This is a genomic window from Lysinibacillus sp. NPDC058147, assembly GCF_042884205.1.
In the GTDB taxonomy this organism is placed as follows: Bacteria; Bacillota; Bacilli; order Bacillales_A; family Planococcaceae; genus Lysinibacillus.
Window position 1 is genome coordinate 658,552 of sequence record NZ_JBHVUJ010000002.1, and the last position, 26,409, is coordinate 684,960.

Annotated in this window: 26 protein-coding genes and 2 pseudogenes; 7 read left to right on the forward strand and 21 right to left on the reverse strand. The window is 35.5% G+C overall.

All coding sequences use genetic code 11. The features are described from left to right. Positions 1–728: 728 nt before the first annotated feature. On the reverse strand, positions 729–1,481 hold the full coding sequence (locus ACFVT8_RS08710; protein ID WP_387083216.1) for a glucose 1-dehydrogenase: 753 nt from the start codon (positions 1,479–1,481) through the stop codon (positions 729–731). 216 nt (positions 1,482–1,697) lie between these two features. Between ACFVT8_RS08710 and ACFVT8_RS08715 the strand changes: the two genes are divergently transcribed. After that, a complete protein-coding gene (locus tag ACFVT8_RS08715) occupies positions 1,698–2,318 on the forward strand; it encodes a TetR/AcrR family transcriptional regulator (RefSeq protein WP_387083217.1) in 621 nt (206 codons plus the stop codon). Positions 2,319–2,526: 208 nt separating this feature from the next. Here the strand turns inward: ACFVT8_RS08715 and ACFVT8_RS08720 are convergent, their stop codons facing one another. The 5 genes from ACFVT8_RS08720 to ACFVT8_RS08740 all read right to left on the reverse strand — a co-directional run bounded on the left by ACFVT8_RS08720 (position 2,527) and on the right by ACFVT8_RS08740 (position 7,699). Then, positions 2,527–3,234, reverse strand: coding sequence for a DNA alkylation repair protein (locus ACFVT8_RS08720; protein WP_387083218.1), 708 nt, complete (start codon positions 3,232–3,234; stop codon positions 2,527–2,529). A gap of 606 nt (positions 3,235–3,840) precedes the next feature. After that, positions 3,841–4,665, reverse strand: coding sequence for a DNA alkylation repair protein (locus ACFVT8_RS08725; RefSeq protein ID WP_387083219.1), 825 nt, complete (start codon positions 4,663–4,665; stop codon positions 3,841–3,843). A gap of 88 nt (positions 4,666–4,753) precedes the next feature. Then, positions 4,754–5,629, reverse strand: a complete 876-nt coding sequence (locus tag ACFVT8_RS08730; protein WP_387083220.1) for a hypothetical protein — start codon at positions 5,627–5,629, stop codon at positions 4,754–4,756. Positions 5,630–5,915: 286 nt separating this feature from the next. Beyond that, on the reverse strand, positions 5,916–7,340 hold the full coding sequence (locus ACFVT8_RS08735; RefSeq protein ID WP_387083221.1) for a M56 family metallopeptidase: 1,425 nt from the start codon (positions 7,338–7,340) through the stop codon (positions 5,916–5,918). Next, a complete protein-coding gene (locus ACFVT8_RS08740) occupies positions 7,337–7,699 on the reverse strand; it encodes a BlaI/MecI/CopY family transcriptional regulator (RefSeq protein WP_387083222.1) in 363 nt (120 codons plus the stop codon). The genes ACFVT8_RS08735 and ACFVT8_RS08740 overlap by 4 nt, the downstream gene beginning before the upstream one ends. A gap of 296 nt (positions 7,700–7,995) precedes the next feature. On the opposite strand from ACFVT8_RS08740, the gene ACFVT8_RS08745 reads away from it, so the two are divergent. Beyond that, complete coding sequence (locus ACFVT8_RS08745) at positions 7,996–8,949, forward strand: TRM11 family SAM-dependent methyltransferase (protein WP_387083223.1); 954 nt, start codon at positions 7,996–7,998, stop codon at positions 8,947–8,949. Positions 8,950–9,208: 259 nt separating this feature from the next. On the opposite strand, the pseudogene ACFVT8_RS08750 reads toward ACFVT8_RS08745, so the two are convergent. The 3 genes and pseudogenes from ACFVT8_RS08750 to rsgA form a co-directional block, all read right to left on the reverse strand. Next, a pseudogene (locus ACFVT8_RS08750) lies at positions 9,209–9,364 on the reverse strand (LysE family translocator); the annotation flags it as partial. A 391-nt stretch (positions 9,365–9,755) separates the two neighbouring features. Further along, positions 9,756–10,772, reverse strand: a complete 1,017-nt coding sequence (locus ACFVT8_RS08755; protein WP_387083224.1) for an aminoglycoside phosphotransferase family protein — start codon at positions 10,770–10,772, stop codon at positions 9,756–9,758. Beyond that, positions 10,769–11,836: a ribosome small subunit-dependent GTPase A gene (gene rsgA, locus ACFVT8_RS08760; protein ID WP_387083225.1), complete on the reverse strand. Its 1,068-nt coding sequence runs from the start codon at positions 11,834–11,836 to the stop codon at positions 10,769–10,771. The genes ACFVT8_RS08755 and rsgA overlap by 4 nt, the downstream gene beginning before the upstream one ends. Positions 11,837–12,537: 701 nt before the next feature. Between rsgA and ACFVT8_RS08765 the strand changes: the two genes are divergently transcribed. After that, entirely contained in the window at positions 12,538–13,023 is a 486-nt protein-coding gene (locus tag ACFVT8_RS08765; protein WP_387083226.1) for a DUF2975 domain-containing protein, read from the forward strand. Positions 13,024–13,033: 10 nt separating this feature from the next. Continuing rightward, the gene (locus tag ACFVT8_RS08770; protein WP_387083227.1) at positions 13,034–13,252 is read left to right on the forward strand and encodes a helix-turn-helix domain-containing protein; all 219 of its coding nucleotides are present in this window, start codon (positions 13,034–13,036) and stop codon (positions 13,250–13,252) included. A gap of 313 nt (positions 13,253–13,565) precedes the next feature. Here ACFVT8_RS08770 and ACFVT8_RS08775 read toward each other — a convergent pair whose 3' ends face one another. The 6 genes from ACFVT8_RS08775 to ACFVT8_RS08800 all read right to left on the reverse strand — a co-directional run bounded on the left by ACFVT8_RS08775 (position 13,566) and on the right by ACFVT8_RS08800 (position 17,815). Then, entirely contained in the window at positions 13,566–14,270 is a 705-nt protein-coding gene (locus tag ACFVT8_RS08775; protein WP_387083228.1) for an SAM-dependent methyltransferase, read from the reverse strand. A gap of 166 nt (positions 14,271–14,436) precedes the next feature. Continuing rightward, the gene (locus tag ACFVT8_RS08780; protein WP_387083229.1) at positions 14,437–14,868 is read right to left on the reverse strand and encodes an SMI1/KNR4 family protein; all 432 of its coding nucleotides are present in this window, start codon (positions 14,866–14,868) and stop codon (positions 14,437–14,439) included. Positions 14,869–15,096: 228 nt separating this feature from the next. Continuing rightward, positions 15,097–15,534 (reverse strand): VOC family protein, encoded by a 438-nt coding sequence (locus ACFVT8_RS08785; RefSeq protein ID WP_387083230.1) that lies wholly within the window; start codon positions 15,532–15,534, stop codon positions 15,097–15,099. Between the two features lie 608 nt (positions 15,535–16,142). Further along, complete coding sequence (locus tag ACFVT8_RS08790; protein ID WP_387083231.1) at positions 16,143–16,415, reverse strand: GNAT family N-acetyltransferase; 273 nt, start codon at positions 16,413–16,415, stop codon at positions 16,143–16,145. 13 nt (positions 16,416–16,428) lie between these two features. After that, positions 16,429–16,635, reverse strand: a complete 207-nt coding sequence (locus ACFVT8_RS08795; RefSeq protein ID WP_268639773.1) for a (4Fe-4S)-binding protein — start codon at positions 16,633–16,635, stop codon at positions 16,429–16,431. Positions 16,636–16,723: 88 nt separating this feature from the next. Next, on the reverse strand, positions 16,724–17,815 hold the full coding sequence (locus ACFVT8_RS08800; RefSeq protein ID WP_387083232.1) for a low temperature requirement protein A: 1,092 nt from the start codon (positions 17,813–17,815) through the stop codon (positions 16,724–16,726). Positions 17,816–18,683: 868 nt separating this feature from the next. On the opposite strand from ACFVT8_RS08800, the gene ACFVT8_RS08805 reads away from it, so the two are divergent. Beyond that, positions 18,684–19,031 carry an SRPBCC family protein gene (locus ACFVT8_RS08805; RefSeq protein ID WP_387083233.1) on the forward strand — a complete coding sequence of 116 codons (348 nt, stop codon included), beginning with the start codon at positions 18,684–18,686 and terminating at the stop codon, positions 19,029–19,031. 318 nt (positions 19,032–19,349) lie between these two features. Here the strand turns inward: ACFVT8_RS08805 and ACFVT8_RS08810 are convergent, their stop codons facing one another. From ACFVT8_RS08810 to ACFVT8_RS08830, 5 genes and pseudogenes are all read right to left on the reverse strand, one after another. Continuing rightward, positions 19,350–20,129: an alpha/beta fold hydrolase gene (locus tag ACFVT8_RS08810; protein ID WP_387083234.1), complete on the reverse strand. Its 780-nt coding sequence runs from the start codon at positions 20,127–20,129 to the stop codon at positions 19,350–19,352. A 430-nt stretch (positions 20,130–20,559) separates the two neighbouring features. Then, positions 20,560–20,997: pseudogene (locus ACFVT8_RS08815) on the reverse strand (DJ-1/PfpI family protein); the annotation flags it as partial. Between the two features lie 2 nt (positions 20,998–20,999). After that, the gene (locus tag ACFVT8_RS08820) at positions 21,000–22,835 is read right to left on the reverse strand and encodes an amidohydrolase (protein WP_387083393.1); all 1,836 of its coding nucleotides are present in this window, start codon (positions 22,833–22,835) and stop codon (positions 21,000–21,002) included. Between the two features lie 13 nt (positions 22,836–22,848). Beyond that, positions 22,849–23,433, reverse strand: a complete 585-nt coding sequence (locus ACFVT8_RS08825) for an antibiotic biosynthesis monooxygenase (RefSeq protein ID WP_387083235.1) — start codon at positions 23,431–23,433, stop codon at positions 22,849–22,851. Continuing rightward, positions 23,430–24,074, reverse strand: coding sequence for a hydrolase (locus tag ACFVT8_RS08830; RefSeq protein ID WP_387083236.1), 645 nt, complete (start codon positions 24,072–24,074; stop codon positions 23,430–23,432). Before ACFVT8_RS08830 ends, ACFVT8_RS08825 begins: the two co-directional genes overlap by 4 nt. A 901-nt stretch (positions 24,075–24,975) precedes the next feature. Here ACFVT8_RS08830 and ACFVT8_RS08835 point away from each other — a divergent pair. Next, positions 24,976–25,125 (forward strand): YjcZ family sporulation protein, encoded by a 150-nt coding sequence (locus ACFVT8_RS08835; RefSeq protein WP_370082344.1) that lies wholly within the window; start codon positions 24,976–24,978, stop codon positions 25,123–25,125. Positions 25,126–25,568: 443 nt separating this feature from the next. Here the strand turns inward: ACFVT8_RS08835 and ACFVT8_RS08840 are convergent, their stop codons facing one another. Continuing rightward, complete coding sequence (locus tag ACFVT8_RS08840) at positions 25,569–25,826, reverse strand: translation initiation factor 2 (protein WP_387083237.1); 258 nt, start codon at positions 25,824–25,826, stop codon at positions 25,569–25,571. A gap of 431 nt (positions 25,827–26,257) precedes the next feature. Between ACFVT8_RS08840 and ACFVT8_RS08845 the strand changes: the two genes are divergently transcribed. After that, entirely contained in the window at positions 26,258–26,404 is a 147-nt protein-coding gene (locus ACFVT8_RS08845) for a YrzI family small protein (RefSeq protein ID WP_387083238.1), read from the forward strand. Positions 26,405–26,409 lie beyond the last annotated feature (5 nt).

Consider the following 26,409-nt stretch of genomic DNA (forward strand, 5'->3'; position numbering starts at 1 on the left):
ATATCAATATGAACAATTTTGTTTGTATAAAGATAAGATGTAGCACTTAACAGCAGGATGTGGATTATTTTTACAACAAGTCGAAATTTTTCGGAATGACTATCCCAAAAAGATTAGCCAATCAAGGTTTCATACCCTTCTCTTTTAAGTATCGTAATAAAACAAATAATGAAGTGTACATCATGCACGAACCCTTTTGTGCTTACTTAAATTAGCAAGTGATTTTCATCATATTTGATTAAATTGTAGTGCCTTTCTTCTATATTAATTGAAGAAAACGCTTTCCCCATTATGATATGCAGAAATAATTGTGATGTTTGTGCTATTTAGGATGATGTCAAGCTATTCTTTTTTTGAATTTTTTATCTATTTCAGACGGGGATTACTTTGAATTGTGTAGGATTCCGCTTTTATGTCGTGAAGGGCTGTATTCGTTGGAATCTGAGCAGTTCTACAGGTGACCCGATCAGTTTTATCCTGGACCTGAGCAGTTCTTCGGGTTACCCGATCAGTTTTATCCTGAACCTGAGCAGTTCTTCGAGCGACCCGATCAGTTTTCTCTTGGACCTGAGCAGTTCTTCAGGTGACCCGATCAGTTTTAGTTTTATCCTGGACCTGAGCGGTTATTCTTTGTCCTTTGCTCACGAGAGAAGTCTTATAAATCACAAAAAACTAGGCTCACATCCTATGTGAAACCTAGTTTTTTTCTCTAGTTTAATTGATTTTTATTAAATAGCTGTCCAACCGCCGTCAATGATTAATTCAGCACCTGTCATAAAGCGTGATTCGTCAGATGCTAAAAATACAACGCCATAAGCTACATCTTCTGGTGCACCAAAGTATGGAAGCTGTGTATACGTTTTATAGAATGGAAGTGCTCCTCCTTGTTCCATCGTTGGTGCTGTCATTGGTGTAACGATGATACCTGGATGTACCGAATTCACACGGATTTTATCTTTTCCGTATTCAATTGCAGCTGATTTTGATAGTACTCGAAGTGCTCCTTTAGCCGCTGTATATGGACTTGTACCTGCCATACCAACAATACCACCAATAGATGAAATATTAATAATAGAGCCTCCACCTACTTTTTGCATTTCAGGAATCACATATTTCATGCCAATAATGCAACCATTTAAGTTAATGTCCATTATTTTATTCCATTCATCCATTTCCATGTTGGCAATCGTTTTTGGTGAAGAAACACCTGCATTGTTAACAAGTACATCTACTTTTCCATATGTTTTCACTGCTTCAGCAATGACGGATTTCCATTCTTCTTCAGATGTCACATTATGTTGGATCCCTATAGCATCCCCGCCACTTTCTTTAATTTCCTTTACTAATTGGTTCAATGCATCGATTTGAACATCTGTTGCGATAACTTTTGCTCCCTCTTGAGCAAATAATTTTGCTTCAGAAGCTCCCATTCCCATTGCTGCTCCTGTAATAATGGCTACTTTTCCATTTAAACGACCCATATTAAAACTTCCCTTCTAAAATAAAATAGCATCTAATAAAATGACTAATTCATGAACATATTAACAACTAGTTGTATTATCGACACGATGTCGTTAATATAAGTATATCAATACTCTTCAAAAGAGCAAACAACACATTCAATAGATTCGATGCTTTATCAACGAACTTATATCTAGTGTTGTAAAAATAGAAAAAATAAGACAAGGAGCTTGAAAATGTCGAATAAAAAACAGAAAATGGACCCTCGGGTTATGAGGACTCGCCAATTATTAAGGGACGCACTTGTGGAATTAATTGAGGAAAAAGGCTATGACAAGATTACGGTACAAGATATTACAGAGCGAGCGACCATAAATCGCGCTACTTTTTATCTACATTATCGCGATAAGCTTGACCTTCTATATCAGAGCTCAGAGGAAATTTTAAATGATTTAATGGGCAATATTAACGTCACATTTGAAGACAAGACGGAAATTGATTTTTTAAAAAATGAAGATGAGCCACACGATACTTTCATACATTTATTCGAGCAAATTTCTTTAAATAGCAAATTATATAAGGTGTTTTTAACTGAAAAAGACATTCCTTATTTTTCTTCAGGCATAAAGGAAATCATCATTAATTTCATCTCAAATGGGATCAACTTCATGCAGCCTGATGATAAAAAACTTACAGTACCACGCGAAATGGCTGTCAGATATTTTGCTGCTGCCTTTCTTGAGGTAATCGTTTGGTGGTTAGAAAACGATATGCTTTATTCACCAAAATTTATGGCTACTCAGTTAATGAAAATTACAGTGAAGGGTCCTTATATTGACCAACCTTTTGGAAAATAAAATTGTTTTTCAGCTTAACAACTTCTAAGAAAAACTGTCCTTTAGTATCAATTATGCCTCGGAATAATTACGTCCAGAATCGGCTTTGTGCTTGTACAAAGCCGATTCCATGACATCCACCGAAGCCTTTAGACCTACAAATGTTTTTTGTACGAAAGCAGAGGCATTCTCGATAAATAAGTAATGTTCGTGGTGCTCCGGCTATTGTTTAGCATCTTACATATTTACGTTTGAAACCAACTCTTCCTTTTTCTACGTCCTTTTGAATACTTTCGTAAGCGTGCAAGAAACTACTTTTTTTATTATCTCGTTTTACTTCTACCGGACCTATTTCCTTTGCAATTTTGACAGCCTTTTCATGGAGCGGTAAATATGAAAGACCAACAGTGTATAGAAAATTATTCATAGCAAATTTCGTTCGTTCTGGCGATTCGTGAATCGTATTTTTCACAATTTCAATCATATTGGCAATTTTGCTCTCGGAAAATTCATCGTCTAAACGATTCCCTAAAAGCCAACAGTAGCAACTCCAGCCCGCTGACATTCTCAGCTCTTCACCGCTTGCGATCCATTTATCAGCAACTTCTTGTGCAATATCTGCTTCCGCTAAAGTTACTGCTACCACATAATCCGACAGCATATAAAAATATGCTATATCCATCCACCGTTCAAAATCTGACATAGTCATCGCCTTTGGATCTGCAATAATGCCTGCAAAGTACATTGCGTCGTAATTCCCTGTGGCATAAAGTTCTTCAGCTAATGGTTGATTTATTTTTATTTTCTTAGCTATTGGTTTCATCGCACCTGTTGCCACGCCAAAAAGCGGCTCATGCGCACCATTGGAAATATACATTTTTTTAGTTCGTTCCTTGCCAAGAGCCTCAAGCTCCTGCATCACCATTTCTAGATTCATTTTTTGCACTTCCTTTTTGAAGTATTCTCTCTAATATTTTGCCATTTAATCATTATCCTATAGACAATTAAAGATTGAAAACTAAAATGCTTTATTTTTTACAATATATGTTAATCCCTTAATAATAAGGAGTGTTATTTTATTAAACATTTTTAACAAATGTTTAAAATATATAGTGTTACTCATTTTTATTTTTAAAATAATTTATTTTGGAATTCCCGATTATTAGTATCTACTATTTTTTTGTTTGTCTTATTTATTTTCTATTATTCAAGTCCAAGCGAAAAAACAGATTATATTATTACGTATTGTCGTCATTATTAGTTCTCTTGTCATATCAATTACATCTATATACTATAAAGCCCATTTTCGCTTATTTTTTCTGTGATAATGTTTATTGCGATTAGTTTCACATTATAATTAGCAATCAGGAAAACAAAATGAACAAGCAATGGGATTAATACCATTTGCTTGTTCGGCTTGATGATTGTTATAGTGAAAATTTAAGGCATAATAGACTTCTCTGCTATTTATCTTCAAAGGCAGTATAAAATGCTCTAATATGCAAGCAATTCAAAAACTCCATAATAATTTTTCAATAGCCAATTAACTTTTTATAATTGTTCTTTGAGCTTTTTTAATGATTCTCTCAGTTGCCTTAGTTGGAGATTCTTTTTGCCATTCATCACATAGGTTGGTTACCCACTCTGGTTGAGTTTTGCTAGCATCATTTAACCAATTGCCAACAGAATCTTGAACATACTTTGCTGAATCTGATTTTAGTAAATTTAGAATTGGAAGTGCGATTTGCGGTTCTTCCTTTAAAACTTCAATATGCTTTGTCCATACTCCGCGAGGACGAATTGATTCTAAACTGAATCTACGAATGTTTTCATCTTCACTTTTCGCCCACTCTGTTAACAAGTCTACACTATACTCAATATTTGCTGAGAGATCCTCTCTAATTGACATCCAAGCAATTTCCCGAACACCAAAATGATGATCTGCTGCGAAAGTGCGGATATACAATAGCTTCTCCTCTAAAGAATAATCGTTGTTTCTATTCATAAATGCCGCCCAACATCGGACACTATCAGATACGTGATGAGCGCATATTGTGATTAGCTCCTCTCTTTTGGTTGCACTTTCATCCATTAAGACAGTATCTAATAAACTTCCAATTAAACGTATGGCCTTCATTCCCGTTTCAACTTTTTGCTTCTCTACCTCAGTTAGTATATATTCTAACTTTTCTTCTAGCCCTATTGATGGTAGAACATTTTTTAATAAAGTAGTATGGTGAACAGCTTGCCATTCCGTTAAATTAACACTCTCTATTTTTCCTTGATTCAGCAAGATTAAAACTTCGTTTGGGATATCGCTAGCCTTTCTAGCTCCCTTTCTATGTAAAATATCTTCTTTTACAACCATTTTAGAACCCTCCTGTAATTGTGGGACATAAAATCAAATAATTAGAGGTCTTTTCTTATATTTTCTCCTACCGTGAAATAGGTTGCCACTATAAGTTGGAGGGAAGATACTCCCTCCACTCCTCCCAGGCTTCCATATAACCATTTAGATCGTGCGGATGAACTTTAATACATACGCCAATACGTGTATATAATTGAAAGACAACTTCATCCAAAAGTCGTTCCTTCGTAAAGGATGTATTCCCGTTCCACAAGGAAAACGATGAAAAAAGTGTATGCAAATCTAGACTATCTGGTGAAGAACAAAACGCATAGGTAAAATCGTAAACTTTTGAACCGATTAAAGGTGATGGGTCAATAACTCCTTTTAACTGATTACGAGAGTAAACAAAATTATGAACACCAGTATCCCCGTGAAGATAATACTTCTCCTCTTGATTGTGATCAGTTTTTAATCTATTTAATAACAACTCTACTCTTTTATGGTCCTCATTCGGTAAGAGCTTCCCTATGTTCAGTTTTGCAGACTCAAAACTACTTTGGTTAAAGTCTGACCAGGAGTTTCTAGGAACCCCATTTATTCTTCCCCAAGAAATGTCGTTATCCACCTTCACATAATTATTGAACAACTCTTTAATTAAAATCTTCATCCATTCTAATTTCGATCCTCGATTATAGTGGGTTTCTCCAGGGATATAAGAGTAAGTGATAAATTCTTTTTTATGATCCGTGTAAAGAACATCCGGCAACAATTCCACATCTTTATAGGCTAGTAGGAATTCCTCAGTGGAAATTATTATATTAGGATGGTCAACCTTTATCACATAGGTTGGTATATTTTTTATAAGGATAGTATATAAAATGCCATCCGTTGTACCACTTTTTAACCCTTTCAATTCTAGATGATCATTTATGACTAAACCTTTATTAATAAGTACATCAATGATTTCATTTATTTTTTCCATTTTATGATCCTTTTAGTCAATTTAATTTATTATCCAACTTCATATTTCCCTATCTTTTTTCAGCAATTTAACTCTATAGGAAAAGCTCCCGTATAAGAATGTTATCCAAATCATTCTACTCAACAGCTACAAAATTTTTAGTTTTAGTTCTTTTTCCAATTTTCAAATTAATCTTAACATATATATCCAATAAAAAAATCACCTCTCAAAAAAATGAAGTGATTTTCACCAAACTTTATTACGAATTTTCAGTCATCATAAAGGGTACATATTATTCATGAAAACATTAAGGGTTCTTGCTGTTTCCACTAAAGGGCATACTATCTAAACGATTAATTAGTTGTCGGAGGCTTTTTTCGTCCGAGGCGAAATGTCTAACATCCTCTCCAACTATTTTGTCTACCTGCTCTCTTGTAAACGTATAGCTATTTACTATATCATCACTTTGACCCGAGCTATCAACAATCGAACAAGTTATACTATCGACGTTATCAATCAGGCCTAAGAGTAGAATGGCATTCCGATGAAAAACTTCGCCCTTTATCTCTTCTTCTTTCCCGAGATTCGAATCGTTCATTACATAATTGATCGTCACTCCATAAGGCTGAGCTTTCGTTTGAAGTGCCATGTTCCATTTAGAATCTGTTGGATTGGGCATTCCATTGATGAGTCCGCCTACCTTAGTAGCGTTACCTACATAAAGTGTTTTGTTCTCCATTAACTGATCAATATTATAACCATGAAGCGATTGCTGAGGTTTGGGATTGGCTGTACATCCTACAACTAAAGCCACAATAACAAGCATATACGCTGCAATCGTCCTCTTAGAAGCTTGACGATAAGTAAGAATGTTTTTAATTCTTGCTTTCACATTACTCTCTCCAAAAGCAAGCGGACTTCCAGTTGGTAACCCTTTTTTGACGGCAAGAGTAAGTAATGAGGTTGAATAGCTTCGTTTAATCTGATTCCCCATCTTGTTTACGACACTTTCATCGCAGGACATCTCCATATCTTTACTCATTAGCGCATAAGACAACCACATTAGTGGATTGAACCAATGAATGATAAGCATCATAAATGCCAAAGGTTTTATTAAATAATCTCGTCTCTTAATATGAATTTGCTCATGGAGTAAAATGTAAGACAGCTCATGATCACTCATGTCGATTGGGATGTATATTTTCGGATTTATAAAACCAAGTACAAAGGGTGTGGCAATCTGGTCAGTCTCATAGATATTATCTTTGACAAGTGTCGCTGTGCGAACCCTAACTAATATTTTTAAGTACGATATAATGCTGTAAAGCAACAGAATGACTACACCTGATATCCAAATTACACTGGCAATCCATATAATTATTTGCATAGGATTTACACTTGCCGTGGCAGTAGCCACCGGAAGGGATGAATTTATAAAATGGTTTACTTCTTTAATTCCGACATCCACAATAGGTGTTTCTTTCATACCAATTTCCTCTGGCACAAATTCCATGAAGCCCGTGCCAGTTGTATCCTGGGGTTTTACGAGATGTAATATACTAAAGCTTGAAGCAAAACTAACGGGAGTGATCAGTCTGATGGCAACGGCCACCCATAGAATATAAGAAAATATTTTAGGAGCGCGCTTCAATAGAAGTCTCGCAATGATCACAGCAAGTGCGACAAAACTTGCTGTAATGCTCATATTAAGGATTATTAGAAACAGGTTCATTCTTTAGTTGCCTCCTCAATAATCCGCTTCAACTCTTCAGCTTCCTCATTAGAAAGTACCTTTTCACCTAGAAAAGCAGTTAAAAACTGCGGCAAGGAACCATTAAAGGATTTTTCAACAACTATCTGACTCTCGTATTTCTGTGCGTCCTCTTTCTTAACAATAGATGTTACCGTTGCTTTCTCGTTTCTTAGGATTTCCCGCTTACACAATTTCCTTAAAACGGTATAGGTCGTGGATTTTTTCCACCCAAGCTCTGTTTCGCACAGCTTGACAAGATCAGTAGAATTAATTGGTTCATTATCCCAAATCAAGCATGCAAATTTGTATTCAGCATCGAACAATTTGTATGGTTCCATTCTAATCGTCCTCCTTAATAAGTTTATTACAGTAAACCTTATGTAAATGAGTTTATTGGAATAAACCTATCTTGTCAACAATTGGATTGTATTTTTTATTTTCTGCATATGGGCAATTTACATATTAGAGCCGAGGCATTCTTTATGTGTTATTCTATTATTAAAAGAGATGGATAGCTCAGTCAGTTTTCATTGGCTACTAAAAGTAACAATCAATAACTTCTTTCAGCGGATGTTTGGACACCAGCTAATGAAGAGAAATTAAGTGAATAACAATATTAAAGGATGATAGACAATTGAGTAACGAACAAAATAAAAGTAAATTTATATACACATATGTACATCATGTTGACGAATACGATCTATGTAGAATGGAGATGCGTTCATTTTTTAGTTTTGATTCCCAATCAAACTATATAATAAGCGATATTAAAATTGATCCAAGCCGTAGCCCTTTTATACAAGATAGAATTGAAGTGCTATTTGAAGATAATAGCGTAGAGAACATCAAAACATTGGTGAAGGCTGTAAACATAGATGGAGCAACTTTTAAAGTGGTTTGTTTAAATGACATGGATCTAGGTGAAACGAAGAAAATCCCTCAGTCTGAGCGTCGATTAAACGAACGTGAGATAGGATTATGTATTGATGGAGAACCCGACCTAAATCATCCTGAAATTGTATTTGGTCTCATTTTAATAGAGGGAATTTGGTATTTCGGAAAGTATATGAAGAGTGAATCTATTTGGCGTAAACATTTACACAAACCAAACAGTTATTCAACGGCACTTAGTACTAGAGTAGCTCGTGCCGTTGCGAATATCGCAGTTCCCCAACCTCAAAATATTCGGGCGATCGATCCTTGTTGTGGTATAGGGACAGTAGTAATTGAAGCCCTTTCCATGGGAATTAATATTGAAGGACGAGATATATATTACAATGTTTGCAAAGGTTCCCGAGAGAACATCGCTTATTTTGGATTAACAGGCAAAATTACAGTAGGTCCAATCTCCGAGGTAAAGGAACACTATGATGTCGCCATCATTGATTTACCGTATAACTTATTTACCCATTCATCACCAGAAGATCAATTTGATATTATAAAACATGCTCGTCGGATTGCCGATAAGGTTATTGTCGTTACTATTGAAACAATTGATGACATGATAGTAGATGCAGGTTTTGTCATATCAGATCGATGCGTTGCTAAGAAGCAATCGTTTTTACGTCAAATTCTATTATGTGAATAAAAACACGTACTCCAAAAACTATCATCATGTTCGATAGTTTTTGGAGTACTCAGATAGCGATTAGCTGAATATCGTTTCTAAAAATTTCAGTTACATAATACAGAGACCTTGACAACTATCTAGGTCTCTTTTTGTTGTCAGAATGTGTCTCATTATAGTCCATTTCATTATCCATATCCTCTAAATTCAACTTGGTAATATCATCGTCATCTCCTTTACCAATGACAGCCATTAATCTTAAGTCTTTACCAGGAGTGCCTAAAAAACTTAACATTATACCTAAAAGTGATATGAATCCCGCCATACGTCCCTGTGTAATAGAACGAGAAATTAGATACACCATATTCGGTCCCGGCGAACAAACCATCCCAAGTGAAACAAGTGCAAAAGCTATCAAAGTACTAAAAGAAACCATAATTATCCTTCTTCCTTTCTAATTTAACAACAAACATACTGAATTGTTTATTATAGTAAATAGATTCTTTTACTTATAAAATTATTGCAAAAAAAGAACTAAAGGGTTTTGTAACCTTTAGCTCTAATAAATAGAATAAACAAAACTCTTATTATTCATTAAGAAATAATTAGTTGTTTTCATTTATTTTCTCTACTTTCTCTACTTTCTCTACTTTCTCTACTTTCTCTACTTTCTCTACTTTCTTATTTTGAAAATCTTATATTCCACATGCGTCAGTGTAAAAACCATCAAGTGAATGTCAAGTGATTTTTTCACAAAATTCTATATATTAAAATGATATGACTTTCATCCAGTTGTTTACACGTAATGACACAATAATTATATTTATCTACTTATTTCTCATCTCATAGATTTTTTGCAAGGTATTAAGGTGCATTGATTTATCTTCGGGCGACTCAGCGAATTTATACCACTCCACTAGTCTGTATCCGAACATCGCAAGAATTAGTTCATAGATACAATGATCGGATATATGGGATACATCTGCATATTCCGAAAAACCCCTGTAATATGCCGGAATGCATTTTTGGTAGTATTCAACCATATGATAGACGTCCGCTTCATCAGTTATTAAACTCGCGATATCTTCGCCCATGTAACCCCATCCGGCGGTATCCCAATCGATAAGAACGATTTTACTATCCGAATAGAATATGTTTGCCACCCAAAAATCTCTGTGGCAAAACACTATTGGTAGCTTTTCAATTCGACTGAAAATTTCGTCCGCATTGTTATCTAAGTCTATGAGCATTTTACACAGGTCCTTCGGGATTTCACAGTCATCGGAACGTATATAATCATACAAAACATTCCATGACCGATAATGCAGATAGTAGTTTTTCATAAACTCCACCTTGCTTAAATTGGGCAAATTCTGCAATTCTTTTGGTCGTTCAGTGTACAACCTGCCTTGAAATCGACCCAATTCTTCGGCTATACGTTCATACATTTCCGAGGTTAGATTTAAGCCTGACACACCTTCAATATATTCCATCCACAGTTGAATCTCATCGCCATTTATCTCAGCGTGATAACACTCCGGCCAACGGAACGAGTCGAAGAAAACCTTTTTGAAATCCGATGCATAGAGGTCGTATTCCCGACGCCATGAATCCGGATCACCATAACGCTCAAATTTTTTCTGAGTTTTCCAAACTATCTTATACGGCTGATTTTCACCATCAGAAGTTTCAGCCATGCCTGTTACAAGCCGAACAACTCCTATTGTCCCGCCTTGCAACTCTTGAAGTTGATAATCTGCGCGGATTATCGTCTTGTCGAGCATTTTACTCAAAACATGTTCCAGTATTTCGGGCTTTACTAACTTTTCATCCTGGTTGTTCATTTCTTGTATCCTCCCTTTTTACCCTTATGTCGCATGGCAATCGACTTTTGCCATGCCCGTTTATCCATGAGATACTTCGATTTATCATCCACAAACTTGTTTTCCCGCTTCTGTACAAGGTAACGCTCCCAATGCTCTGGTGCCAATGATCCATCGGCAATGGCGGCAAGAACTGCGCACCCCGGCTCCGTCTGATGCCGGCAGTCATTGAAGCGACACTGTGTAAATAATTCCTCCACATCGTTAAATCCCGCGCTGATCCCGTCGTCCACACCAAACAGTCCAAGTTCACGCATACCAGGCGTATCAATAACCATCGCACCGGAAGGGAGCATGAAAAGCTGACGATGCGTTGTTGTATGCCGGCCTCGGCTGTCGGCCTCGCGGATAGCCTTGACAGTCATCACTTCCTGATTCATTAAGGCGTTTAGCAACGAAGATTTTCCCACACCAGACATGCCGAGTAATACTACGGTTTTTCCTGGTTGGAGATATTCGTTCAACCCTTCTAAACCATTCCCTGTGTGGCTGGAGACTGCGTGTACTGGCACATCTGAAGCGGCTTTCTGAACTTCAGCTAACTGTGCGCTGAAATCCGTGACCAAGTCAGCTTTTGTTAAGATTACGACAGGCTGACTGCCGCTCTGCCGTGCCTGTGTCAGGTAGCGCATTATGCGGTTGACCTTGAAATCCCAGTTTAGGGACGACACGATAAATACGTAATCAAAATTCGCTGCTACGACTTGCTCCAGTATGGTTTTGACATACCCTACTGCGTGTCCAGAATAGTCAGCGCGAGAAAATTTCGAGCGGCGAGGCAGCAATTTGGCAATGCGCGAAGCACCGTTTTCGTTGTATTTCAGAAATACAAAATCGCCAACGCACGGAAAATCTTCCCGAGTCGCCATAGTGTAGTAGAAGGCGCCCTTCAATACAGCCGTCACTTCTCCTTGTTCGGTGATGACGGTATATTGCTCTCGCTGTAGTTCTGTAACCCTTCCTGGTATTAAACCTATCGGCGGCGTTTCGGCTTCGATATAGCCGTATTGTTTCAAATCAATCATTAGACCGATCCTCTCCTAAAATTGTTTTTGGGCATAAAAATACCGCGAACAAGCCGCATCCTAAGAAGCTGCTGTTTCGCAGAGAAAAGTCAAAAGTCGACTATAAGCAAAAAGGAATACAACCTTCATCGTATCCCGCTAACAGCAGTATTCACGAAAGGTTACTGTTTACGGCATAGCAAAAATCACGGGTGATATTCCCGGGTGCTCTCATTCCAAGTTATAATCAAAAATTGGAATTTACTATGCCCGATTTCGGTTAAAGTAAAACCACCAATACCATATAAGTTGTCATTAAAAACATCTCCTTTCGTAAAAAAATGGAATATAATCCCACTAATATAGTGTGACATAACCCTTCGTAATAAATCAACAGAAAATTCCGTTAAAAGCAAATTAATAATAGGCTGTTTTCGTATAGATTGTTGCTATTCTACTAATGGAGCCATTTAGTTGATGTCGAATGATAACAAAGTCGGGTGCTGAAATTCAACTATATAAATGAAAATCGAATAAATAAAAACAAATTTATAACTCGGTCCATTAGTTTTGGGTCGAGTTTTTAGTGAATTATTGAATGTAAAAATTTGAAGGATATACCAATAACAATATTATTATAATAAAAAACAATACTAATTTATCGCAAAACGATAAATGGTGTGTTAAATTTATAATGTTATTAAATAAGTGAGGTGCTTAATATGAATGTTAAACGAGGTTCAACAACTTTCTTGAAGGTAATAATTTTTCTGGCTGGAATTGCAGTTCTTGCTTTATGTATATTTTTAGTACCAAATATGGCTAATTTCGCATCAAGATTGTATCCACATTTTTCCCCAATGAAATATCTCATTTTCGTCGTGATGTATGGATCGGCTGTGGCTTTTTACTTTGCTCTCTACCAGGCTTTTAATCTTTTACGGTACATTGACGAGAACAAAGCTTTCTCGGAATTATCTGTAAAGGCGTTAAAGAACATTAAGTGCTGTGCGATTATAATCAGTGGTTTGTATGTATTAGGTTTGCCACTCTTTCGTTTTATAGCGAAGAAAGTTGACCCTCCTATTGGAATAATGGGATTCATCATCGTTTTTGCTTCGTTGATTATCGCCGTTTTTGCTGCTATCCTCCAACGACTTCTACAAGAAGCTATTAATATAAAATCAGAAAATGATTTGACGATCTGAGGTGGATATTATGGCAATTATTATTAATATTGATGTGATGCTAGCAAAGCGAAAAATGAGCGTAACGGAGCTTTCGGAAAGGGTTGGAATTACTATGGCGAATCTTTCTATTCTGAAAAATGGGAGAGCAAAAGCGGTTCGTTTTTCAACATTAGAAGCTATATGTAAGACTTTGAATTGTCAGCCAGGTGATATTTTGGAGTACAAAAGTGACGAAGACACTCAATAAAAACAGACAACAAATTTAACCTCTTTGGATCTTGTCCTTAAGAAGAAAGGCAGAATTTATTCTACACATTTTGTAGATTAAATTCTGCCTTTTAGTTTTAACAACAACGATCTTTGAGAAAACAGCTTAATAATAAAACAGCGAGTAAATCACCATCGATTTACTCGCTTTTAGATTCTCAAAAGCGTTGGTTATTGAAATGTTAGATTGATTAAATAATTACCTTCATCTTTTTTTATCAACAAATGCAAAAACTCCATTTAGAAATGCTTTAAAAATTACTTCAAAAAGATTACCGTCCAACGTTGTTCTTCTAACCTTTTTTTATTTTCAACATTGAATCAGCATTTTCTTGAAATTCATATGGAACTTTTACTTCTTCAACTGTACAGTTATTGTCAGCAAGATAACTTATTATTTTGTCTAAATGCTGATATCTTTTTCCCTCTAAATCAACTAAAGGAAAAATACGAACTTCCTCTTTTGTAACCCTCAACAGCTCGTTTAGCGTTTCTAAGTGGAATTGATAATCTAACCTATCTGCATACATAAATAAAAAATGTGCTGAGAGAAGAATTTCAAATTCATTATTCTTAAATGGCAAGGAAGGTAATTTTACAGGTATATATCTTTCACTCGATTTTTTCATATCTTTATCAAAATCTTGTAACGCCGTTAAACGAAGTTTTCTAAGACCTTCTATATCCTTAAAATAGCCCCATTTATAGTTGTTTTTAGCTTTTTCCATATGCTTCATTGCGTGTTCAATATCTTGAAGACCTTTATTTTTTAGATCTTCACCAGAATGATAATAGGCAATGTCACAAGCGGTAACATCAAAACCTGATTTGTTGCCAATGGCTGTAAATGAACAAGCTCCTGCTGGACAATCAAGTATTTTCTTTCCTCGTAGTTCTTCTTCTGAAAGTACGAACATATCCAAATACTCTTCAAAAGTTCTCCCAATGAAAACTATTCTCTCTAAATCTAATTTTGTACTCTGCTTCATTTTACTCAACTACACTCAACCCCTTCTAAAAGTACATTCATAATACCACATAAATGGTAATATCAACCTTTTAAAATTGAGATAACTTGCTCCGTTAGTTAAGTAAGAAAAGGCTCTACTCCTTATTGAAGTAAAGTTCAGTTGTTTGGAAAAGGGTTTATCTTATTAATGGACATTATTCATCTTCATCGAACTCACCGTTTTCAGAATCCAATGTAATAAAACCCTTTAAATCTGAAGTATATTCCTCTATTTTTGCGGTCTCATGGTCCCAAATATAAATATTATCATTCATTTTCCCGTTTATAACTTGAAGACATAATTTATCCCCTGTACCATCATCACCAATAACTATTAGGTCACCAGACATTTCTTCATCTTTTGCATCGTGGTTTTGCCTCACGACATCATCCCAAGTTTTTTTAGGATTCTTTTGGTCTTTGATCGGAAAAAGAGTCCATTCGCCGATTTCGGCATTATTAACTAATTTAAAAAGTTCCTTGTATTGTTCGGGAAAAACTGCACCTAATTTTTCTTCTGCAGATTTTATATCAAAATCTGTAACTCCAGGTTTTCTTGTTGAAATCAAGTCTCTTAATTCTTTCACTTAAAACTTACCGCCTTTTCTTGTGTCATCTACACATCACATCTACATAATAAACTTATGTAACAATCCATTTCTTGAACTAACTGTATTGTTAGTTCAAGAAAGAAAAAAGAGCTACATATGTGACTCAATGATGTTAAATCATCTCACCCGTTAATTTATGTACAATTTCTTCACAAACTAAAAGAAAGTAACAAAGAGTCGAACTTTCATTTTTATTAACATTATTTATTTGATTTCCTCAGCCAACTCCAAAATAATTCCTTCAGGACCACGAACATAGCATAATTTATAACTTTCTTCATATTGCTGAATCTCACTAAAGATTTCCGTATCCTTCTTTTTCAATTTGGCAACAACAGCTTCAATATCTTCAACAGTAAATGCAATATGTCGGATACCAAGTGTATTTGCAAAGGGTTTCTGATCATCTTTTTCATCTGAAGGTGTATAAAATTTGATTAGCTCTATCCATGTCGGACCATCTGTCGTTCCCAATCCTACACAAGCTACTTTAACGTCTTCAAGCCCAACTGCATATCCCATTAAATCTCCTTCCATTTCCCATTCCCCTTTTACCTCAAGTCCAAAATCAAGAAAAAACTCTTTAGCGGCAGAGAGATCATTTACGATTACACCCACATGATCTATTCTTCGGATCTTCAAATTTCATACCTCCATTGTTTCTGTTATTTTGCAATACCCTGTATTCATATTCTAGTATTAACAAAGTGACGATTAATATAATAAAAAGATACCAGAATGGCTAGTGGTTTACTATGAAGCCTATCATTCTGTACTTATTAATTTTGGGTAAATATTTGTTCTAATTGAATAAAAACTTATCTCCTTGTTATAGTTCATATTGAAGATAAAAGTCTTATGGGGCATGAGAAAAGCGAAACAACTAGGATCTACGCTCAATTAAGCGGGAGGCTAAGGAAAGAGTATTATCAGAAGTACTTTTAAATGTAAAAGGAGCAAAGTCTAAAAGACTTTGCTCCACTTGACTAAAGCACCCATTAGCCATCCATGTCGCGTACAATCAACACTTCACCACAGAAAATGAAAGATTATTACGTTCTTTCATGGGAGTTTAATAGGAACAGCGACGCTTCTTCAACAATCAGTTACAGAAACTTAATAAATTAGAAATTAGATGTCTCTTCTAATCTCGTATTACCAACCATTTTAGTAATATTATCTATTTTATAAAATGGATTCAAAATAAAATTAAGTAGAAAAGTAACAAAATTTACTTCTCTACTTTAAAGTTACCCTAATAACTTTTGATATTCAGGGTTCTTTTCAAACTCAGCTTTTGCAAAAGGACAAAGTGGAATGACTTGTAATTTTTCTTTTTCAGCATATTTAACAGCAGCTTTTACTAATTGTTGTCCTACATTCTTTCCTCTTAAATGTTCTGCTACATGTGTATGATCTAATATAATTCGAGTTTCTCCTACCCGAACAAAATGGACTTCCGCTTCGCTATTTTTCTCATCACCTATATAAAATGACTGACTACCTTGTTTAATTTCCAACAACCTTATCCCCACCTTATATTTTATATGTTAATGCACGGCTTGGACATCTATCAATTACTTCAACTACTTTTTTAGCATCTACTTTATCAAGAGAAATCCATGGTCTAGCTTTCACATTAAAAACTTCAGGTAACCCTTTAACGCATTCAGCAGCGTGTTCACAAATTTCTCCATCGAAATAAACTGTAATTTTTTCTCCTTTATACTCTTTTAATCCCATTTCTATCACTCCTCATGTTTTTCGTCGATTCATAGTAAACTATAAATCTAATCTCTTTATGAAAACAAGAAACTACTTCCATAGTTGATTAAACAGTTGTTAACTTAGCATAGATAACAAAAAATATAATTAATTCTACCATAATTAAAATATTAGGTACTGAAATGATTAAATTAAGAATAAAAAATCCAACTAAAATCCCTAAAAATAAACCTAAATGATATATTTTTAATCGTTGTTTCTTATATCTATATTGATGAAAAACAAATGAAGTTGATAAAAAGTAGAGTAATACCGATCCAAAAACAAAAAATAAAATAAAATAATAATTAACTTCATTCATAAACAATAATCTTATCGAAGCTGCAATCATGCTTAAAGACATTAAAATGAATAGATGACCATATATAATCATTTGACCCGCTGTTTTTATAGATTTATTGACTTTCTTTTCTAAATTATCGAAGTATTGCCACCACATTGATATGATTAAAACAAATGAAACTATAGTAAATAATATGGAATTCCAATCTCCTTGTTTTGGTTGAATTACAGCCAGTGTACTAACCAGAGTTTCACCGAAGAGAATGATAGTAAATAAACCAAATCGCTCAAATAAATGAGCTGTATTTGTAGGTACCATCACTAATCGCTTCCGCCCAATAATTGGGATTAAAATATCCAAAAGTATACCTGTATACAATATAAGATACCTAATCCATGAGTCAAAAAAGAGGGAGCACAATGAAATAATAATGCCAACCCAAAAGTACTTTCCAAAAAAGAGTGCAGCTTTCTTTCGAGCCCCTACCTCTGTCCGTTGTACAACAAGATATTGAATTGCAACTAATGCCCTTAGTCCAATATAACCTATTAGAAAAGATCTATAATACGAGTCGAAATCTACTGATAAACTAGCAATCATGATTAGCGCAAAGAACATTTGTAAAATTAAAAATATACGGTGATGAAATAAATCTTCCCCGTAGCGATTGATAAACATTGTTTGTCCTACCCAAGCCCACCAGATGGGAATAAAAATCAGTACAAACTTTAATAGATAGTCTGAATGGATGTACCCTTTTTCAACATGAAGCAAAACATGAGTTACAGTAGCAATAGCTGCTACAATTAGCAAATCATAAAATAGTTCTAACCAAGTGACCTTTTTCTCTTCCACTTTTGTACCAATCCTCCACTATCTTTAATTATTTTTAAAAAAATAGGAAGACCACATTAACTGCATACATTCCAAACAGTTTTGTAAGCCCTTAAAACAACCTCCCCTTTTGCACCATAAAACTAAGGATACTTATTGATCAATACTGCCACGTTAGTCTATATACATTTCTTCACAATTTCTATAAAAATTTTAATATCCACTTTAATATAACAAATTATCAATCTTAATTATAATTAATCAAACTTTTTACAAAGCTACAATATGCATATTTCTTCCTGTATTGATTATATAATCAATGTAATAGGTTTCAATCACCCAATATCTATACCCTTTTTCCATATTCTTAAAATTTGCTGTTCAGTAGTTAACAGGAAAATTCAATTTAGGGTAGCAAATTGAGTATTATATATTGATGTTGTATCCATTACGAAAATATCCTTAAATTTATTGGTATTAAGAAATTTGGTAACGAGTTAACAATATCTTCATATGAACAAAATAAAGAACTGTTCAAATAAACCTTTAACACTAGTCCAAATTGAAATAGATTAAAAATCTGTCGTCCAATCTGGTCCTTTAATGAAAACGGGCGCTGATTCTTATTACAGAATTGCGCCCGATTGTTGAATATCGTTATTTCCCGATACCAGCCGTAAGAGAATCGCCTATCCCCTGATAACATAAAGGATTGAAATCCATATTTCACCTCAAATGATTAATTGTATTTTTATAGTATTCAGTTCAGTTACGATTAGAAACTATTTGGTTGTCATACAGCCAGGCATGAGGGACAAATCCCGCTTTGTTGGAAGTAACATATACATATATAAAGTACTTACTATTGAGATGGAAAAGGGGAAAATCAATGCCAAGCGGAACGCATCAGGTTGAGGTGGAGTTACCGATAAATAAGATTTGGGATTTTGTTAAGGATATGGATAACTGGGCTCCACTTATTCCTGGATATATTCAACACCGAAAAATTACTAACCGCCAGTCCACTTGGGAATTTTATAGTAACATCGGATTCATAAAGAAAAAGATTAATCTAATGGCCACTATAGAAGAATGGATTGAACCGACAAGGGTTACTTTTAATTTAAAGGGTTTAAATGAGGAACTTTCAGGCGGTGGCTATTTCCTGGCAGAAGTAATAGCTAAAAATAAAACGAGGATAACAGGCTTTCTTGAGATCAATGCTGGTGGTGCATAGGGACCGCTGGTTAATGAGGTATTAAAGTCTTATCTTCCTAAAGTAACAGAAGAAATGACGATTGGGATCTCTACAAAATTGGAGGAGCTTAATTAAAAAATATTGCATAAAGTCATTGCTACACTACAGAAAATGAAAGATTATTACGTTCTTTCATGGGAGTTCAATAAGTAAAAAAGAGCTGCATATGCGACTCAATGTTATACAAGTAAAGCCCCGAATAATCTCACCTGCTCCTCAAATTAGCCCTCATCTATTTAAGATGGGGGCTATTTGACGCTTACGAATTATTTGCGACAATGTTGCTATTCCGAGTCGTTATGCAAAAGAAGTTAATAATTGGTTGAATCTATCGCGCTCCTCTAAAAAAGCGCAATGGCCGCTGTATTGGAACGGAACTAGCGTTGAATTTTTGATCAGCTTATTTGTTTCCTCAGCTTGAGTAAACGGAACGACTTTATCGTGAATTCCGTGAATAATTAATGTGGGTACATCGATCTGACCAAGATCGTTGTAAACATTTTCATCCCTAAGCGTGACCATAATGGCGGAAGTCGCCCAATTCGCCGCTTGTAATCCCATTAAAACGAACCAATCGGATTTCAGTTCGGAAATATACTGAAAGAAAAAAATTCGCGTTTGGTCTTGCAGCATTTGCGGTCGGTCATGATTTGTATCCACGATGATTTTATTTGTAAATTCTTTTGGAACGCTAGATGGAGAGGCAGCGTCGACCAGGACGAGTTTAGATACCCCAAACCCTTTATAACGAGCCATGTAACGGATCGAGATTGCACCTCCTGTAGAGTGTCCTACCAGTGTTATGTTGCTTAGCTGTAACGTCTCGATGACCATGCGGACATCATCTGCTAATCTATCGAAAGAATACCCGCTAAAAGGTTTATCCGATTTGCCATATCCCCTCCAGTCCATTCCAATACAACGATATCCAAGCGTTGGAAGGAAATTGAACTGATATTCGAACTGGTTATGGTTTAGCGGCCACCCATGAATAAACAGAATCGTTTTGTTTCCCTTTGGATTGATGTCCTCGATAAATACGTTGACGCCTGGTTCGACAGTTACAAAGTATCCCAAGTGTATCACTCCATTTATTAAAAAGTAATTTCCCATTAAGATATTCACCTAAGGCAGAGTGTATGCCTAATATCGGCGTTAAACTTTGTTGAGCTAGTGCGAAGTTCTGATGAATACAAACTTAAGAAACGCCCAAGGATGATAGGGGGATTTTTCGATTTTTAATGCAATGGCGGAAAGCCCCTTTCCTCGTTGAAGCAGCATATTAGTATTGATATTTTCGCTCTATAATAACGCGAATTCAACAGTTGAATTCGCTTCAAAAGGTTAAACAACAAACCAGAAAACGAGCGCTGATTCTTGTTACATAATCGCGCCCGATTGTTGAAGATCGTTATTCAACTAAAGCCCCTGTAGTTAAAATCAAGAACTTTATAAGAAGATTAACTAAATTCAAGAAACTACAAAACTGCTAAGTTGATTTTTCAGCTCAGCTATTTATTGAATTCATTAACTGGAAGAAGTATTCAGGTTTATGAGTCTTATTTAGGTTATACCATGACTGTAATGTGTCGGGTGCAAATACATCTAATTCTTTTAGTTCTTCCATAGTAAATTCTAGAGGTGCTACTCCTGATGTAGTAATCAAATTCTCACCAGATACCGCAGGTCTCATCTCATAAAATTTTTCTCCTTTATAATTAGGACAGACCATTTTAATATACTCTAAGTCATTGCTTGTGTGTTTTCTAGAATCTAAGTATCCCCTATTCGCTAGGGCCTCCGTTGCACCACAAATTGCAACAACAATAGCACCAAGCTTTAAAGCTTCGCCAATTTTTTTAAAGATAGGCTAATGAATATCTTCGCTCCAAGTAGTCCCTTCAGGTAAAATAAAAAGATCCTTACTTTCAAGTGTACATTCATCAGTTAGAAAGCAAAGCAAGTACAACCAATTCCCCATTTAGTTCCATCTTTTCCTATTACGGTATGAGTGTGTTGATGGAGAGGGTTACTACAACGATGTGACTTGTTATCAAGGACATCGTGAGAAAGAATATTGTGGGCTAGGTTAGCTCCACCATAACCATATACTCCCGTTGGTGACCAATCAGGTGATGCTGGCGGCAATTCAGGTGATAAATTTTTAAATTCAGCATTTCCATAAACAACCTGACCACCCATAATTGTGAGTAATGATTCTAGGTTTTTGATTTCTTCTTCTGGCACAGTAAAGTAGTCTGCGGACAATACAGCAATATCAGCAAACTGACCTACTGTAAGGGTTCCCTTTTTACCTTCATCACCAGAGAACCATGCACTTCCTTTGGAATATAGCTCCAGGGCTATTTTTCTGTCAAGTTTATTCTTTTCATCGTATAATGAAAGACCACCAATGGTTTTTCCGGCAACCATCCAGTAAAGAGCAACCCATGGGTTATAGCTGGAAACCCTAGTTGCATCACTACCGGCGCCAACAGGTATACCCAAGTCTAACATTCGATAAATCGGAGGGGTACGCTTGGCAGCTTCCTTTCCGTATAAATTAACAAAGTATTCACCTTGAAAAGCCATGCGGTCTTGGATGGCAATACCGCCATTTAAAGCCTTAACACGTTCCATACTGCGATCTGAGATTGTTTCTGCATGGTCAAACCACCAGCGTAGACCATTAAATGGAATTTCTCTGTTGACTTCCTCAAAAACATTCAGGAAACGTGTTATTGACTCGTCATAAGTTGCATGTAAACGGAATGGCCAACGGTTCTCCACCAATAGAGAAATTACTTTCTTTAAGTCAGCTTCCATTACCGTAGTTAGTTCGGGTCGCGGCATTTGAAATTTTTCAAAATCGGCTGCCGAGAATACTAACATTTCTCCAGCACCATTCATTTTATATTTATCATTTCCTTGACCCGGAGAGACAATTTTTGCCCATGAAGCAAAGTCTTCATATTCATGATTTGGATTTTGCGTAAATAGATTATACGCCAAACGCACAGTTAATTGATCCTTCTCGGCTAAATGTTCAACAACTTTATAATCATCAGGATAATTTTGGAATCCACCACCTGCGTCGATGGCGCTTGTGATACCTAATCTATTTAATTCGCGCATAAAATGGCGAGTTGAGTTTATTTGGTCGTCAATATTAAGTTTTGGTGCTTTACCCAAACTTGAATAAAGAAGCATAGCGTTAGGATAGGCAAGTAAAAGGCCCGTTGGATTACCTCGTTTATCCCGCTCAATTAAACAGCCCGGAGGATCTGGGGTATCTTTTGTGTATCCCAGTGCTCGCAGCCCTGCACGATTTACAAGTGCTCTATCGTAAAGATGGAGCACAAAGACAGGCGTGTCTTCAGAGACAGCATTAATCTCTTCCAAAGTTGGCATCCGTCTTTCTTTAAATTGAAATTCAGACCAACCTCCAACTACTCTTACCCACTGAGGGGCAGGTGTACGTCTTGCCTGCTCTCTAAGCATTTTCAGAGCAATAGCAAGTGATGGTACACCTTCCCAGCGCAATTCCATATTATAATGAAGACCGCCACGAATCACATGTATATGAGAGTCGTTCAAGCCTGGAATAGCTCTCTTTCTTTTAAGGTCTATTTTTTTGGTTTTTTCTGTGGCACTATTAAGAAGCTCATCTCCACCTACTGCCGTGATTAAACCATCAGTTATGGCGATAGCTGATACCTCAGGTTGAGATGGGTCAAGAGTAGTGATTTTTCCGTTATATAAAATCATATCAGGTAAATTCATATTCATACCTCGTTTACTTCCTATTATTCTGTAACCATGGATGAAATATTTTTCCGAAAATCGGCATTACTACCCATGATAGTAAAGAGACTATACATACAGAAACCAAAAAGGACGATATAATAGGATTCATATTTTTTATTATAGGTCCTATCACTATAGGAACCAACTTGCTAAGAGGCCATACACCAAGTACGGTAACAACAGACATTTTCCATTTTGACGGTGGAACTGGCGTTTTTGAAGTAACAAACCAATACGCTAAACTGCTTTCAGTTTTGTAAGTTGGATTAGTAGCTTGTAATCGTTCTGCCTTTTTTAACAAATCTCGACGAATATCTGATTCTTGCCAGGCACGTAGATGTTCAATCGTATCAAAGCGAAAAACAACAGTATACTCTCTGATTCCATTATTAGGAACTATTAGATTTACCCCCATATGGCCAGGAAATTTGGTTGCGGCAGCTTCAATTTCATGTCTCCATGCTTCAAACTGTTGTTCTCTACCTTCTTGTATTTTCCATGTAACAATCGTTGTTACTGGACCGCCAGCATCCATTGTGATCCCTCCTGTAGGAGTTATTCCTTCTTGTTTCATAATTTTCTGCTTGCAGACGCTCCATGCACCATAGTATATGCGTATTCCACGCCTTGTCCATAAGCGCCGGTGTGATCTTTTACAATTTCCATAACGGCATCATAAGTGTCTTTTCGTGCCCAGTCACGTTGGTATTCAAGTAAAACTTGAATTGCTGTCACTGGAATTGCTCCAGCTTGTTCTACACGACGCATAGCAGCGTTATGTGCTGTCAAACTAGTACCACCTGAAGCATCTTCAACTGCATATACTTCATAGCCAGCTTTAATTGCTTCAAGTACAGGGAATGCAAGGCAAACTTCAGTCCAAAGTGCTGCAAATATCAATTTTTTTCTACCTGTTGCTTTCACTGCCTCAACAAATTTTGAATCTTCCCAAGAGTTCATTGAACTACGTTCTATAAGTTCATGTTCGGGGAAAACGTCAAGAATTTGTGGCCAAAAATAACCAGAAAAGCTACGTGTTTCAACAGTAGTAAGAATAGTAGGTACGTTAAAAACTTTTGCTGATTTAGCGAGCAATATAACGTTATTAAACAAAGTTTGTCTATCAATGCTTGCAACCCCAAAAGTCATTTGAGGCTGAAAATCGATCAAAATTACTGCACTGTTCTCCGGTGTTAACAATTCTAAATTACTCATAAAAAACACCCCTTTTTTTAATTTCATAACAAATTAGTATATTCTTAAAAGAAATTATTTATACATTGGAAACCCAATAAATTGAAGAACATTGGTTGAATAACATAAATCAATCCAGAGATATTTCGGCACGTGGAAATTAAATGGCGTACTTTGTTGAAGAATTGGGTTTTTGTAGGGTATTTTATATTATACGTGCGAAAGGCGATGGATTTAGAGAGTACTTTATGTCAACAACTATTACCTTTCGAACATACTGCCAAAAAAGAAAAAGAGCCGAATAACGTTTGTTTAGACCAATAGAAAAAAATGGAAATACTGATTAAAATCCACTGATAAGCTCGAAGTCAAAATCAAAACAATAAACATTTGAGTAATCGAGCTCACTTTAAAAATCACATAGCAAATCATTACTATGTGATTTTTTTACATTATATTCTAAATTTTCATTACTTCCGTTAGTTCAATAAAGAAAAAAAGAGCCTATGCAACTCAATGATCTTTAATTAACGCCCGTTAGTTTAAGTGTGATTCTTTACAAATTCTTAGATATTCGCAATGAAAAGTAGATCACACCATATTTATTAATTTCCTCATATTGTGCCGTAACTACCTTGTAAATTTATTTAAAGCTGTACTTCTATTTTTTAAATCTATTTCACAGGCAATTCACTATACAAACATAACTATCACATCATAATAATAGTAAGGTAAAGGTAAAGCTAATTTAGCTTTACACTTCCTATTCTTTTTACTAAAGGTCACTCCATCCCAAGTGGCCCTTTTTAATGGTTTTATCTCACACAAATATATTATTTAATGCCTATAGCTCAATGGTTTAACAACCATACACCTGCTCCGCAACCAACATATTATATACTGTAGAAAGGAGGTGTTTTTTATGGGATACTATGGCGGAAATGTTGGTGGCATTGGTAACTGCGGCTATTCCGGCGGCGGTTATGGTAATGGTTCTGCATTTGCCTTAATTGTTGTTCTATTTATACTTCTAATTATTGTCGGCGCTACTTTCTTAAATACAGGGTATTAACATTTCCGATGTCAGGGTCGCCCTCCCAGCCTGGTGACCCTTTTCTTTCAGATATTCATTCAATATAGTTATGAAATTTATAGTTTCACTTTGGTATCTCTGTTTAAAGTAACCTTCTACTCCTTCTTCAACAATCGCGCCCGATTGTTGTATAGCCCTTGTAATTGAAGTATAGGAACGATAAAAAAATGCTGGTATACAGCTTAATAAATTGTCTCTATATACAGGTTTTTATTCAGATAACACACTCTGAAAAATCTCGAAAAGTCCTATCGTAGCTATGTTTATATAGCTTTGCATAAAAAGCTGTATAAACAATAGTCCTCGTAAAAAGGCACGAACATTGATTTAACAACATTCGTGCCTTTTTGGTGTGTTACCAAAATTTGATTTGGGAACGTTATTTCAATAAGTTATGTATTAATTATACAGAGATATAGTAGCTAATCTTCTTGCTTTTTATACCAAGAAAATAGCATTGCAAGTAAACCTACTCCAAATAAAATATTCCCCAAAGATAGAAAGCTTGATGAATATGTATACTTTTGAAATTCATAGACATTAGTATCGGCAGTTCCACCTACCATATGAAGCCAGATGTTCGCTAATAGATTGCCAATCCAGCCGGTGCCTATGATAAGTAAAAAACCTGAAATAATTAATAATGTACTTATTTTAAATAATTTTTCATTTTTATTCACATTGACCCTCCTGATAATTACAATTTATCCAATTATATCATTTAATAAATGATACTTTAGAATTTTTTGTAATGTAAAGCAGCAAAGCGTTTTTCTAGTCATTAACAAAATCAGAAAAACTTAGTAAGAGATGTTTACAAACAGCTTAAAGATGGATATACTTACAAAGTAAACAAAAAATTCTTAAGGAGGTCGAATGAAATGATCGTTATCGTTATATTGATGTTATTGGTAGTTACAACTTCAGTAAAAATGAAAATCACACATTCGACCAGATCGGAATGGATCGCTTAAGGTTTTTTTGTAATTAAGCATACCCATACCGCAGGGAGAAGTGTGCCCCTGCGGTATTTTTGTGCCTTTTTTCACCGTAGGGGAGTCTCTCTACGGTTTTTTTCATTTTTCATGGTAATTTAAGGAGGTGATAATAAATGATATTAAACATTTTTTCTCTCACGATAACTATTACAAAACGTGAGATCTCTCTTGAGAAAGCACTTCATAATGAAAATGCGAAAAAAATCTTTGAAGAGAACCGAAGAAAAGTAGAAGATTATATTCGTATTCGTCAATATTAATTTTG

Coding starts and splice junctions, on each gene's coding strand:
- ACFVT8_RS08710 (WP_387083216.1), bottom strand. CDS start 1,481: ATGGGTCGTTTAAATGGAAAAGTAGCCATTATTACAGGAGCAGCAATG.
- ACFVT8_RS08715 (WP_387083217.1), top strand. CDS start 1,698: ATGTCGAATAAAAAACAGAAAATGGACCCTCGGGTTATGAGGACTCGC.
- ACFVT8_RS08720 (WP_387083218.1), bottom strand. CDS start 3,234: ATGAATCTAGAAATGGTGATGCAGGAGCTTGAGGCTCTTGGCAAGGAA.
- ACFVT8_RS08725 (WP_387083219.1), bottom strand. CDS start 4,665: ATGGTTGTAAAAGAAGATATTTTACATAGAAAGGGAGCTAGAAAGGCT.
- ACFVT8_RS08730 (WP_387083220.1), bottom strand. CDS start 5,629: ATGGAAAAAATAAATGAAATCATTGATGTACTTATTAATAAAGGTTTA.
- ACFVT8_RS08735 (WP_387083221.1), bottom strand. CDS start 7,340: ATGAACCTGTTTCTAATAATCCTTAATATGAGCATTACAGCAAGTTTT.
- ACFVT8_RS08740 (WP_387083222.1), bottom strand. CDS start 7,699: ATGGAACCATACAAATTGTTCGATGCTGAATACAAATTTGCATGCTTG.
- ACFVT8_RS08755 (WP_387083224.1), bottom strand. CDS start 10,772: ATGAACAACCAGGATGAAAAGTTAGTAAAGCCCGAAATACTGGAACAT.
- rsgA (WP_387083225.1), bottom strand. CDS start 11,836: ATGATTGATTTGAAACAATACGGCTATATCGAAGCCGAAACGCCGCCG.
- ACFVT8_RS08765 (WP_387083226.1), top strand. CDS start 12,538: ATGAATGTTAAACGAGGTTCAACAACTTTCTTGAAGGTAATAATTTTT.
- ACFVT8_RS08770 (WP_387083227.1), top strand. CDS start 13,034: ATGGCAATTATTATTAATATTGATGTGATGCTAGCAAAGCGAAAAATG.
- ACFVT8_RS08795 (WP_268639773.1), bottom strand. CDS start 16,635: ATGGGATTAAAAGAGTATAAAGGAGAAAAAATTACAGTTTATTTCGAT.
- ACFVT8_RS08805 (WP_387083233.1), top strand. CDS start 18,684: ATGCCAAGCGGAACGCATCAGGTTGAGGTGGAGTTACCGATAAATAAG.
- ACFVT8_RS08820 (WP_387083393.1), bottom strand. CDS start 22,835: ATGAATTTACCTGATATGATTTTATATAACGGAAAAATCACTACTCTT.
- ACFVT8_RS08825 (WP_387083235.1), bottom strand. CDS start 23,433: ATGAAACAAGAAGGAATAACTCCTACAGGAGGGATCACAATGGATGCT.
- ACFVT8_RS08830 (WP_387083236.1), bottom strand. CDS start 24,074: ATGAGTAATTTAGAATTGTTAACACCGGAGAACAGTGCAGTAATTTTG.
- ACFVT8_RS08835 (WP_370082344.1), top strand. CDS start 24,976: ATGGGATACTATGGCGGAAATGTTGGTGGCATTGGTAACTGCGGCTAT.
- ACFVT8_RS08845 (WP_387083238.1), top strand. CDS start 26,258: ATGATATTAAACATTTTTTCTCTCACGATAACTATTACAAAACGTGAG.